Origin of the sequence: Enterobacter sp. AC1, assembly GCF_050434705.1 — a bacterium.
Lineage (GTDB): Bacteria > Pseudomonadota > Gammaproteobacteria > Enterobacterales > Enterobacteriaceae > Enterobacter > Enterobacter cloacae_L.
In genome coordinates this window covers 128,259-140,416 of record NZ_JBNDIZ010000002.1, presented here as the reverse complement: position 1 = coordinate 140,416, position 12,158 = coordinate 128,259, and the positions used below count along the sequence as shown (strand labels likewise).

Below are 12,158 nucleotides of genomic sequence, written 5' to 3'. Positions count from 1 at the left end.
TTACATCTGAGTCGGTGGGGTTGGCAGGGACGGCTGGTTGGTCTGCGGCGCGACCGGCACTTCGGTCTGCTGCACAGGGACCAGGTTCAGATCGACTTTTGTCCCACCGTTGTTGATCGCTTCCTGGACCGTATCGGTGATAAACACCAGCTTACCGTTGATCGTTACTGCTGCACTCAGCAGGATACGGGCATTTGGCTGTACGTCCGACGGGTTATACGGCAATACGAAGCTAAACGGCGCCTGCTTGCCTTCAGTACGGACGGCGCGCTGAGCCACAACCTTCGATGGCGCGTCGGCCAGGGAAGCATCAGACAGCGTCACCGTTAATACCGCATCCGGCGGTAACGCGACTTTCTGTTTAATCCAGATGGTACCGGACACGTTAGGCTGCTGAATGGATTGCTGTGAAAGGGTATTAATCCCGTTCGGATCGGCTGCTGGTACAGGCACCTGGGCGCTCTTACCGGCACAGGCGGACAACGCCACCGCAATAGCTACACCACTTAGCATGGGCACGAGTTTCATTGAAGTCTCCTTATCATCAATGCACCAGCGGGATCGATCCCATCCGATGTCGTTTCAATCACATAACGTATACAAGTGTGGCACAAATCACTGATTAATGCCTGAAATCATCCCGATATTCAGATTATTCTACCCATCGGACCACTTTCATTTCTGCGTTATACTCTGCCTATCTTTCGCTACGGCGTTTATTGAGGACAACTATGAGTCAGGCACTGAACAATCTGCTGACATTATTGAATCTGGAAAAAATTGAGGAAGGACTCTTTCGCGGACAGAGCGAAGATTTAGGCTTACGCCAGGTCTTCGGCGGGCAAGTCGTTGGACAAGCGCTGTACGCAGCAAAGGAGACTGTCCCGGCAGACCGTCTGGTGCACTCATTCCACAGCTACTTCTTACGCCCCGGCGACAGCGCAAAACCGATAGTCTATGACGTTGAAGTCCTGAGAGATGGCAACAGCTTCAGCGCGCGCCGCGTCGCGGCTATCCAGAACGGTAAGCCGATCTTTTACATGACGGCCTCTTTCCAGGCGCCGGAACCCGGCTACGAGCATCAGAAAGTGATGCCCCCGGCACCGTCGCCAGACGAGCTCAAATCAGAGACCGATATCGCCCGCGCGCTGGCGCATCTGCTTCCGCCGCAGGTCAAAGAGAAGTTTCTCTGCGATAAGCCGCTTGAAATCCGCCCCGTCGAGTTCCACAACCCAATGAAAGGCCACACCGCGGAACCGAAGCGCCAGGTCTGGATTCGGGCGAACGGTACGGTGTCTGAGGACTTCCACGTGCATCAGTATCTGCTGGGCTATGCGTCAGATTTCAACTTCCTGCCGGTGGCGCTGCAGCCGCACGGCGTCGGGTTCCTCGAAAAAGGGATGCAGGTCGCAACAATCGACCACTCCATGTGGTTCCACCGTCCGTTCAACATGAACGAGTGGCTGCTCTACAGCGTGGAGAGTACGTCGGCATCAAGCGCGCGCGGCTTTGTGCGTGGAGAGTTTTATACGCAGGATGGCGTGCTGGTCGCCTCGACGGTGCAGGAAGGGGTGATGCGTAATAGAGGTTGATGTTGCCCTCACCCTCTCCCACGGGGAGAGGGAACAAACACTAAAAACGGCAACCAAAGGTTGCCGTTTTGCTTTTACCTTAGGCGTTATACGCATTCTCGCCGTGGCTGTTGACGTCCAGACCTTCGCGTTCCTGCTCTTCCGGTACGCGCAGCCCAACCGTCATATCCGCCAGTTTGTAGCCAATGAAAGCGACAACGGCAGACCACACCACGGTGACAGCAATACTTTCCAGCTGCACCAGCACCTGATGGGCCATGGTGACGCCTTCTGCGTAGCCCACGCCACCCAGCGATTTCGCTGCAAAGATACCGGTCATGATACAGCCGACGATGCCGCACACGCCGTGCACGCCAAACACATCGCAAGGGTCATCAACGCTCAGAATACGTTTCAGCGCCGTCACGCCCCACAGCCCCGCCAGACCCGACACCAGGCCGACCAGCAGCGCGCCACCCACACCAACATAACCACACGCTGGAGTGATACCGACCAGACCGGCAATCGCCCCAGAACAGGCACCCAGCAGAGAAGGTTTACCGCGTACCGCCCACTCGCCAAAGACCCAGGAGAGGATTGCACCCGCCGTGGCCACAACGGTATTCACAAAGGCCAGCGCGGCGATTTCGTTCGCGGCACTCGCTGAGCCGGCGTTGAAGCCAAACCAGCCGAAGTAGAGGATCGCGGTACCGGTAAAGACCATCGGCAGGTTGTGCGGCTTGAATGCTTCTTTACCGAAGCCCACGCGTTTGCCAATCAGGTATGCGCCAACCAGGCCCGCTACCGCGGCGTTGATGTGCACAACGGTACCGCCCGCGAAGTCCAGCGCGCCGTGCGTGGCCAGCAGACCGCCACCCCAGACCATGTGCGCAATCGGCACATAGGAGAGCGTCAGCCAGACCACCACGAAGATCAGGACCGCTGAGAAACGAATACGCTCGGCGAGCGCGCCCACAATCAGCCCGACGGTAATACAGGCGAACGAGCCCTGGAAAGCAACGTGAATATACTGGTAGAAGCTGCCCATCAGCGCGGTCAGCTCAATATTTTTCAGCATCACCCAGTCGAAGTTACCAAAGAACGCGTTGCCGGTACCGAAAGCCAGCGAGTAACCGTAAACCACCCACAGCACGCAGACCAGCGCGAACGTTACGGCAACCTGCGTCAGCATGGAGAGAACGTTTTTGCCACGGATTAGGCCGCCGTAGAACAGCGCAATGCCCGGAATGGACATGAACAGCACCAGCGCGGTGCTGATCATCATAAAGGCGTTATCGGCTTTGTCTGCCACCGCAGGTGCAGCAGCCAGCGCCAGGCCCGGCAGCAGCGCCAGCGAACCCAGACCCGTTTTAAGTGTTGCTATCTTCATTTTCTCGATCCCTATCACTGTGTGCCAGGCGTTAATTACAGTGCCGCTTCGTCAGATTCGCCGGTACGGATGCGAATGACGCGCTGCAGTTCGGCAACGAAAATTTTGCCGTCGCCAATTTTGCCGGTATAAGCCGCTTTGCTAATGACATCAATGACTTCATCAAGCTGATCGTCAGCAATCGCGACATCAATTTTTACTTTTGGCAGAAAGTTAACGCTGTATTCCGCCCCGCGATAAAGCTCGGCATGACCCTTCTGACGACCAAAGCCTTTCACTTCGGTGACAGTCAGTCCCTGAATACCCATTGAAGACAACGCTTCACGCACGTCTTCGAGTTTGAATGGTTTGATTACAACCGTAACCAGCTTCATAGATCCCCTCCAGTCAGAATTCGGTAATGGCCGCAGCTAACGCAGAAGGTATTGCAAGGGGTGTGCCAGAAATGAAAACCAGGGGGAATAGCGGTGCAATGAGCGTTACGCGCGCCTGATAAACGCACCGGCGAAAAAAAACGCACCATGCCGGTGCAGGGTGCGTTTCAGTTTTGCACCAACAGGAATGACTGTTAGCGCAGCGCCTCATTTTAGTGCATCAGGCGCTAAGCGACTCTTCGTCGCGCACGCTAGCTGCCAGCTCTTCGCCCGCCAGCTGCAGCTGATACATTTGCCAGTAGCGCCCTTTTGCTTCCAGCAGTTCGCGGTGCGTACCGCGCTCAACAGCCTGTCCCCTATGCAGAACCAGAATAGTGTCCGCATCGACGATGGTCGAAAGTCGGTGGGCAATCACCACCAGCGTCGTATGGTCGCGGACGGCGGCCAGCGCCTGCTGGATGGCCTGCTCGGTGCCAGAGTCAATGCTGGCCGTGGCTTCATCCAGAATCAGTATCTGCGGCGTTTCAATGAGCACCCGCGCCAGCGCCAGGAGCTGTTTTTGTCCGACGGAGAGATTGTTCCCCTGCTCGCCCAGTTTCGTATTGATCCCATCGCTAAACCCGCGCGCCAGCTCTGCCAGCTGCACTTTTTCCAGCACGTCCCAGACCTGCTCCTGTGAGTAGTCTCGCCCCAGGGTCACGTTGGCGTAGAAGGTATCGGCCAGCACGACCGGATCCTGCTGCACCATCGCAACGCCTTTGCGTAACACTCCGTGGCTGAGCGCCGCGAGCGGGCGTCCGTCGAGGCGGATTTCACCCCGGCTGACCGGGTAATACCCCATTAACAGGCTCGCAAGCGTGCTCTTACCGCTGCCGGTATGCCCCACCAGCGCCACGAACCCGCGTGAAGGGACATCAAGCGTGATGTCCTGCAGCACCAGTTGGTCGTCGCGATAGGCAAACGAGACGTTATCAAAGGCAATGGCCCCGCTTTGCAGAGGACGCTCGTCGTCGCCGTAGGTCTGACGCGGCCTGTCCATCAGCTCGAACACGCGCTCCCCTGCCACCACGGCCTGCTGGAGCATCGACTGCTGTGTCGTCAGCTCAATCAGGGGTTCGTTAAGGCGGCCAAGGTAGCTGATGAAAGCGTATAAAACGCCAACCTCGATGGTTCCTCGTGTGGTCAGGCCAAAGAGCATCAGCAGCCCGCAAAGCACCAGCGCGGAGAAGAGGCTCAGCAGCGGGCGTAACAGGAAACCATCAAGCCGCAGGGTCTGCATGCGCGCCATATAGTGCGAACGGCTGGCTTCGCCCATCCGCTCGCCAAAACGCGCCTGCTGGCGGAACTGCTGGATGACGCTCATACCGTTGATCACTTCGTTGAAGCCATCATTGATGTCGGCCAGGTAGGTGCGCACCCGACGGACAATCGGCGTGCTGTAGCGTTGATAGATAACCATCACGATCAGCACCGCCGGGAAGATAGTGATTGCCACCAGCGCCATGCGCCAGTCGAGGCTGAACATCGCCACCAGCATCGCGCCAATCAGCGCTGCGCTGCGCAGCACGGTCGCCACCACGGTGACGTACAGATCGCGGATCACCTCCGTATCGTTGGTCACTCGCGAAATCACCTGCCCGACCGGCTGAGTATCAAACTCGCTCAGCGGCTGGCGAAGCGCGGCGTCCATCACGTCCGTGCGCAGCTGCTGCACAACGCCCACGGCTGCGCGGTTAAAGAGCAGCGACTGGGCATAGTGCAGCCCTGCCGCCGTTAACTGTAGCCCAACGTAGGCCACGCCTAAGCCTGCGACCAGCCCCCACGGCAGATAGCTTTTAGCGACCATGTTGTCGATAAAGTAGCTGATGAGCAGCGGGCCGCTGACTTCGGCAATCGCCGCAATCCACAGCAGAAGCACGGCAACCGAAAGCGGTTTACGCCATGGCGAACCGTAGGCCAGAAGGCGTTTGAGCGTCGGCCACATTGTTCCGAGCTTACGCATGAGTCGCCTCCTCATCCAGCGCCGCTTCAAGCTGCTGATAGCGATACATATCCCGATACCAGCCCGGCTGCTCCGCAAGCGTTTCGTGCTGCCCGCGCTGGGCAACATGCCCGTGCTGCAATACCAGAATTTCGCTGGCTTCGGTAAGCGCTGACAGACGGTGGGCGCTGATAATCACCGTGCGTCCGTCGCCCCACTGCCGCAGGTTATGCAGGATCTGGTGTTCGGTACGGCCATCCACGGCGGAAAGCGCATCGTCCAGGATCAGGATTTCCGCATTCAGCAACAGCGCGCGGGCAATGGAGATACGCTGTTTTTGCCCGCCGGACAGCATGACGCCCCGCTCTCCAACTTCCGTATCGTAGCCCTGCGGCAGGCGCAAAATATCATCATGTACGCTGGCTAACCGCGCCACATGCTCTATCTCTTCCTGCGTTGCCGACGGACGCCCGAGGGCAATGTTGTTCGCCACGGTGTCCGAAAACAGAAACGGCGTCTGGCTCACCACCGCCAGACGACCTCGCCACTCATCCAGCACCAGCCGGGTCAGGGGAATATCGTGGAAGCGAATATCGCCCTGCGTGACGTCAAAGTGGCGCTGGAGCAGCGAGAGCACGGTACTTTTTCCGGCGCCCGTCGGGCCGCAGATGCCGAGCATCTGGCCTGGCTGAAGCGTAAAGCTGACGTTCTCCAGTACCGGATGTTCCGTTTGCGGATAGACGAACTGACGGATGTCGACTTTCATGACGCCGCGCCCTTCCGGTACCGCTTCGCTCCCGTCATTGACCACTGGCGCTTCGGCCAGCATGGCGCGAATGCGGCTATAGGCGGCGCTGCCGCGCTCCACGATGTTAAACATCCAGGCCAGCGCCAGCATCGGCCAGATCATCAGCCCCAGATACATCGCAAAGCTGGTCAGTTGCCCCAGGGTCAACGCGCCCTGCACCACCATCCAGCTTCCGCCGCCAATCGCCAGCAGGTTTGCCATGCCAATCGCGATATAAATCGTCGGGTCAAAACGGGCGTCAATACGCGCGACGCGCATGTTCTTCGCTCCCGTGTCCGCGGCATCGGCCGCAAACAGAGCGGATTGTCGGTCTTCCAGGCCAAACGCTTTAATCATACGGATGCTGGTCATGCTCTCCTGCGTGCGGTCGTTCAGGGAAGAAAACGCCGCCTGGGCAAGCTTAAAGCGTTCGTGCAGCTGTTCGCCGTAGCGATTGATCGCCAGCGCCATCAGCGGCATCGGCAGCAGGGCAAGCAGGGTCAACTGCCAGCTGATCTGCGTGGACATGACGATCAGCACCGCGCAGCCCATCACCAGCGAGTCCACCAGCGTCAGCACCCCTTCTCCGGCGGCAAAGACCACGCGATCGACGTCGTTAGTGGCGCGCGCGATAAGATCCCCGGTACGATGGCGCAGATAAAATTCGGGATGCTGCCGGCTCAGCTGGCGGTAAAAATCCTCACGCAGCTCAACGGCCAGCTGATAGGACGCGCCAAACAGCAGCACGCGCCAGACGTAGCGCAGCAGATAAACAATGACGGCCGTCAGCACCAGCGTGCCAACCCACATCAACACCCGTGCGGTGGTGTAATGCTGTTCGGTGACGCCATCCACGACGTATCCCACCACTTTCGGCGGGATCAGCTGCAGGATGGCAATGATAATAAGCAGGAATACAGCGCCGAGGTAGCGTTGCCACTCCCGACGAAAGTACCAGCTTAATTGGGCAAATAATCGCACGCGGTTTGTTCCTGAAGGTATTTTACGAAGTTATTCAATAGGTAATGCTGTGGTGTATTTAATCTGTTCCATGGCGAAGCTCGAGGTGACGTCCGATAATCCCGGTACGCTGTTCACCAGCCGCTTGTAGAAATCATCATAGCGCTTCATGTCTGCGACCTGAACGCGCATCAGGTAGTCGTACTCGCCGGCCATACGCCAGAAGCCGAGCACCTCTGGCATTTCGGACACCTGCGTGACAAAGCGGCTATACCACTCGCTGCTGTGATGCTGAGTTTTTATCAGGACAAATGCCGTTAACCCAAGCCCCAGTTTTTCGGGATCTAATAACGCGACGCGTCCCAGCAGAATACCGTCATCCTCAAGCTTCTTGAGGCGCTTCCAGCACGGCGTGGTGGTCAGATTAACGGCATCTGCTAACGCCTGCAAAGAGAGGGTGCAGTCACTTTGCAGTAATGAAAGGAGCTTGCGGTCAATTTTATCTAGCATACCCACCTCGCAGAGAAAATTTTTCTCCCTTCATTCTATTTTAAAGGCCAGATAGCAACAATTTTTTCTGTGCTTTTCGCTATCCTAGGCACAAAATGACAAACGGATAACTACGATGAATAGCACCTGGGTTAAACATGCGATCAGCGAAATCAATGCTGACTATCAGCGCTCGGCAGATACGCACCTGATTCGCCTTTCCCTGCCGGGATTTGACGGTATTGAGCTCTATCTGAAAGATGAAAGCACCCATCCTACCGGCAGCCTGAAGCATCGCCTGGCACGCTCACTGTTTTTATACGGTTTATGTAACGGCTGGATTAAAGAAGGCACCACTGTCATTGAATCCTCATCCGGTTCAACGGCGGTGTCCGAAGCCTATTTTGCTCGCCTGCTGGGCCTGCCGTTTATCGCGGTGATGCCTTCCTGCACTGCCAGACGCAAAATCGAACAGATCGAATTTTACGGCGGTCGCTGCCACTTTGTGGAAAGCGCCTGTGAAATCTACGCCGCTTCCGAAATGCTGGCCCGCGAGCTCAACGGCCACTATATGGACCAGTTTACCTTCGCCGAACGCGCGACGGACTGGCGCGGCAATAACAACATTGCCGACAGTATCTTCCGCCAGATGACCCACGAACCGCATCCGGTTCCGTCGTACATTGTGATGAGCGCCGGGACGGGCGGCACGTCAGCCACTATTGGACGCTACATTCGCTGTCAGGGCTATGATACCCAGCTGATGGTGGTTGATCCGCAGAACTCCGTATTCCTCGACTACTGGCAAAACCGCGATGCCGGCCTGCGCAGCCCGGTGGGCAGCAAAATTGAAGGGATTGGCCGCCCGCGCGTGGAACCGTCGTTCATTCCGGACGTGGTGGATGAGATGATGCGCGTGCCGGATGCCGCAAGCGTGGCAACGGCGCACTGGCTGGAAACACAGCTGGGCCGTAAAGTCGGCGCGTCAACGGGTACTAATATGTGGGGCGCACTGCAGCTTGCCGCACGCATGCGCGAAGAGGGCCGCACCGGCTCCATCGTTACGCTGCTGTGCGACAGCGGCGAGCGCTACCTTGAGACCTATTACAATGCGGAGTGGGTGCAGGCCAACATCGGCGATATCGCCCCGTGGAAAGCCCGGATTGCAGAGCTGCTGAAATAAAAAAAGCCAGACCGAGGTCTGGCTTGCTGGAAGGGTCTCACTATTCGGGGGAATATGGGAGGTTGTTGTTGTCCAGCCAATGCGTCAAAAAATGGGACACCGCTTCGTTACCGCAGTGCCCAATAACCGGCAGATGGGGAAGTTCTGCTTTTAGCTGCGCCATCGCATTCCCCATAATCAGACCGCGGCCGACGCTGCCCAGCATCTCCCGGTCGTTCATGGCGTCGCCAAACGCCATGCAGTCCTGCAGCGTTAAGCCCAGGTGGTCGCTCAGTACCGCCAGGGCGGAACCTTTGTTACAGCCCACCGGCAGCACTTCCAGACAATCCACCGCCGAGAAGGTCAGGTGCGCCCGATTACCCAGCGCCTCATTCAGCTGAATGCGTAAGCGACAGAGATCGTCGTGATCGCCGCAGAAGCAGATCTTGGTCACCGCATGGGCGGGGATCCGACGCAGATCGACAAGCTGGTATTTAAAACCGCTGTAGACATGGGCATGCAGCAGTTCAGGTATTTCACGCCCGGTAAACCAGCCCCCATCGTTAAAGACGTGGATGCTGGCCTGCGTGTCCCAGGTGCTGTGCAGCACGATATCCGCCACTTCCGGGTTGAGATCCTGACGGTGCAGCACATCGCCTTCTACAGAATGAATTCGCGTCCCGTTGCCCGTGATCAGAAAGGCGTCGAGGGAAAACGCGCCCAGCAGATGACGCATTTCCAGCACATGACGCCCGGTAGCAAACGTCAGGGTGACATCACGCTCGCGCAGACGCTTCAGCGTGTTCAGGGTTTTCTCCCCCAAACGGTGATCCGGCATTAACAGCGTGCCGTCCATATCAAATGCAGCGAGCCGAGCCATGATTACTCCCGAAATGCGATGCGATTAACTTGTGCATCAGTATCGTGTGAGATATACGGAAGTAATAGTGAATAGATGATAATTATTGTTCCGGGTTTCTCATGCGCCAGCTTAATCGACTTAATCAGTATCACCGCCTCTGGCAGCCGTCCGAGGGTGCGACGCAGCAGGTCACCATCAGCGAGCTGGCCGCCCGCTGTTTCTGTAGCGAGCGGCATGTTCGAACGCTGCTGCGTCAGGCCCAGGAAGCAGGCTGGCTAAGCTGGCGAGCGCAGTCTGGTCGCGGTAAACGAGGTGAACTGACGTTCCATGTCACCCCAGAGTCGCTGCGCAATGCGATGATGGAAGAGGCGTTAGAGCGTGGACAGCAGCACAACGCGCTTGAGCTGGCCCAGCTTGCACCAGACGCGCTGCGGTCATTGCTGCATCCATTTCTGGGCGGACAGTGGCAAAACGACACGCCGACGCTGCGCATCCCCTATTACCGCTCGCTGGATCCGCTTCATCCGGGTTTTCTGCCCGGTCGGGCGGAACAGCATCTGGCAGGACAGATTTTTTCCGGACTGACGCGTTTTCACGGCAGCTCCAGTGAGCCCACGGGCGATCTCGCCCATCACTGGGAGGTCTCGGAGGATGGCCTGCTCTGGCATTTTTATATTCGATCCACCCTGCACTGGCATAACGGCGATAAGGTCGAAACCGGACAGCTTCAGCAGAGCCTGACCGCGCTTTTTGCCCTGCCCGCCCTGCGTAAGCTGTTCCAGAGCGTCTTACGCGTTGACGTCACTCACCCTCAGTGTCTGACATTTACCTTGCACCAGCCGGATTACTGGCTGGCACACCGTCTGGCCACCTACTGCAGCCGTCTTGCCCATCCCGAACAGCCCATGACGGGCAGCGGGCCCTTCAGACTCAGCGTGTATGAACCTGACCTGGTTCGTCTGGAAAGCCACGAACAGTACCATCTCAGCCATCCGCTGCTTAAGGCTATCGAATACTGGATCACGCCAACGCTGTTTGACTACGGGCTGGGTACCAGCTGTCGTCATCCGGTGCAGATTGCCATTGGCGAGCCGGATGAACTTGAGAGCCTGCGCCTGGTCACCAACAGCACCAGTCTGGGCTTTTGCTATCTCACCCTGAAGCAAAGCCCGCGCCTGAATGAAATGCAGGCGCGGCGGCTCATCAATATCATTCATCTCTCATCGCTTCTGCATACGCTTGGCCTAAACGAAGGGCTGATTAACCCAACAGAGGAGTTACTGCCCGGCTGGGCGATCCCCCAGTGGCCGGATTTAACGCATGTCCCTCTGCCGAAGAAATTAACCCTGATTTACCATTTGCCGGTTGAGTTACACACGATGGCCCGACAGCTCAAACAGTACCTTGCACAACTGGGCTGCGCGCTTACGGTTATCTTTTACGATGCGAAAACCTGGGATGGATGCCAGCAACTGGCGGACGCAGACATGATGATGGGCGACAGGCTGATTGGCGAAGCCCCGGAATACACGCTTGAGCAGTGGCTGCGCTGTGATCCTCTCTGGCCACACCTGCTGAGCGCGCCTCAATACGCTCATCTGCAGGCCACCCTGGATGCGGTACAGACTCAGGCCGATGAACAGGATCGACATGCTGGCCTGAAAGCCATTTTTAGCCAGCTTATGGAAAACGCGGTCATTACACCGCTGTTTAACTACCAGTATCAAATCAGCGCCCCGCCGGGGGTCAACGGCATTCGCCTTAATACCCGCGGCTGGTTTGATTTTACCGAAGCCTGGCTGCCCGCCCCCAAATCGTGAAGAAGCTGGTCGCCGTCGTGGTCAGGCGGTAACATAACGCTTTTACCGTAACTGTTGAGATGATTTATGAAACGTGCCGTCGTCGTGTTCAGCGGAGGACAAGACTCTACTACCTGCCTGGTCCAGGCCCTTCATCAGTATGATGAAGTTCACTGTGTCACTTTCGATTATGGTCAGCGTCATCGCGCTGAAATCGACGTCGCCCGTGAACTGGCCCTGAAACTGGGCGCACGCGCGCACAAGGTACTGGATGTTACGCTGTTAAATGAGCTGGCCGTGAGCAGCCTCACCCGCGACAGCATTCCCGTCCCGGACTACGAACCCGATGCCAGCGGCATTCCGAACACCTTCGTGCCGGGCCGTAATATCCTCTTCCTGACCCTGACGGCTATTTACGCCTACCAGGTAAAAGCCGAAGCGGTGATAACCGGCGTATGTGAGACAGACTTCTCCGGTTACCCGGACTGTCGCGACGAGTTTGTGAAAGCGTTAAACCACGCCGTCAATCTGGGGATGGCGAAAGAGACGCGCTTTGAAACCCCTCTGATGTGGCTGGATAAAGCAGAAACCTGGGCGCTGGCGGACTACTGGGGCAAGCTGGATTTGGTTCGCAGCGAAACCCTCACCTGCTATAACGGCATCAAAGGCGACGGCTGCGGCCAGTGCGCCGCCTGTAACCTGCGCGCTAACGGGCTGAATCATTATCTTGCCGATAAAGTCGGCGTGATGGCCGCGATGCAGAAAAAAACCGGGCTTAAATAG

General features: G+C 57.4%; 11 protein-coding genes. 4 read left to right on the top strand and 7 right to left on the bottom strand.

Going from position 1 to position 12,158, the window contains the following annotated elements; translation table 11 throughout:
• Window positions 1-528, bottom strand: a complete 528-nt coding sequence (locus M2433_RS05525; RefSeq protein WP_029741632.1) for a YbaY family lipoprotein — start codon at window positions 526-528, stop codon at window positions 1-3.
• A 203-nt stretch (window positions 529-731) separates the two neighbouring features.
• On the opposite strand from M2433_RS05525, the gene tesB reads away from it, so the two are divergent.
• The gene (gene tesB, locus M2433_RS05520) at window positions 732-1,592 is read left to right on the top strand and encodes an acyl-CoA thioesterase II (protein WP_047347265.1); all 861 of its coding nucleotides are present in this window, start codon (window positions 732-734) and stop codon (window positions 1,590-1,592) included.
• A 79-nt stretch (window positions 1,593-1,671) separates the two neighbouring features.
• On the opposite strand, the gene amtB is transcribed toward tesB, so the two are convergent.
• The 5 genes from amtB to M2433_RS05495 form a co-directional block, all read right to left on the bottom strand.
• The gene (gene amtB / locus M2433_RS05515; RefSeq protein WP_429053659.1) at window positions 1,672-2,961 is read right to left on the bottom strand and encodes an ammonium transporter AmtB; all 1,290 of its coding nucleotides are present in this window, start codon (window positions 2,959-2,961) and stop codon (window positions 1,672-1,674) included.
• 35 nt (window positions 2,962-2,996) lie between these two features.
• Window positions 2,997-3,335, bottom strand: coding sequence for a P-II family nitrogen regulator (gene glnK / locus M2433_RS05510; RefSeq protein WP_008503304.1), 339 nt, complete (start codon window positions 3,333-3,335; stop codon window positions 2,997-2,999).
• A gap of 220 nt (window positions 3,336-3,555) precedes the next feature.
• A complete protein-coding gene (locus M2433_RS05505; protein WP_429053662.1) occupies window positions 3,556-5,337 on the bottom strand; it encodes a SmdB family multidrug efflux ABC transporter permease/ATP-binding protein in 1,782 nt (593 codons plus the stop codon).
• Window positions 5,330-7,084: a SmdA family multidrug ABC transporter permease/ATP-binding protein gene (locus M2433_RS05500; RefSeq protein WP_429053664.1), complete on the bottom strand. Its 1,755-nt coding sequence runs from the start codon at window positions 7,082-7,084 to the stop codon at window positions 5,330-5,332. Before M2433_RS05500 ends, M2433_RS05505 begins: the two co-directional genes overlap by 8 nt.
• A 30-nt stretch (window positions 7,085-7,114) precedes the next feature.
• Complete coding sequence (locus M2433_RS05495) at window positions 7,115-7,573, bottom strand: Lrp/AsnC family transcriptional regulator (protein WP_047347269.1); 459 nt, start codon at window positions 7,571-7,573, stop codon at window positions 7,115-7,117.
• A gap of 115 nt (window positions 7,574-7,688) precedes the next feature.
• On the opposite strand from M2433_RS05495, the gene M2433_RS05490 reads away from it, so the two are divergent.
• Window positions 7,689-8,735, top strand: coding sequence for a PLP-dependent cysteine synthase family protein (locus M2433_RS05490; RefSeq protein ID WP_429053666.1), 1,047 nt, complete (start codon window positions 7,689-7,691; stop codon window positions 8,733-8,735).
• 40 nt (window positions 8,736-8,775) lie between these two features.
• Here M2433_RS05490 and cof read toward each other — a convergent pair whose 3' ends face one another.
• On the bottom strand, window positions 8,776-9,594 hold the full coding sequence (cof, locus tag M2433_RS05485) for an HMP-PP phosphatase (protein ID WP_429053669.1): 819 nt from the start codon (window positions 9,592-9,594) through the stop codon (window positions 8,776-8,778).
• Between the two features lie 101 nt (window positions 9,595-9,695).
• Between cof and M2433_RS05480 the strand changes: the two genes are divergently transcribed.
• Together M2433_RS05480 and queC are read left to right on the top strand one after the other, a co-directional pair.
• Window positions 9,696-11,396 (top strand): SgrR family transcriptional regulator, encoded by a 1,701-nt coding sequence (locus tag M2433_RS05480; RefSeq protein ID WP_429053671.1) that lies wholly within the window; start codon window positions 9,696-9,698, stop codon window positions 11,394-11,396.
• Between the two features lie 66 nt (window positions 11,397-11,462).
• Window positions 11,463-12,158, top strand: coding sequence for a 7-cyano-7-deazaguanine synthase QueC (queC, locus tag M2433_RS05475; RefSeq protein ID WP_032646166.1), 696 nt, complete (start codon window positions 11,463-11,465; stop codon window positions 12,156-12,158).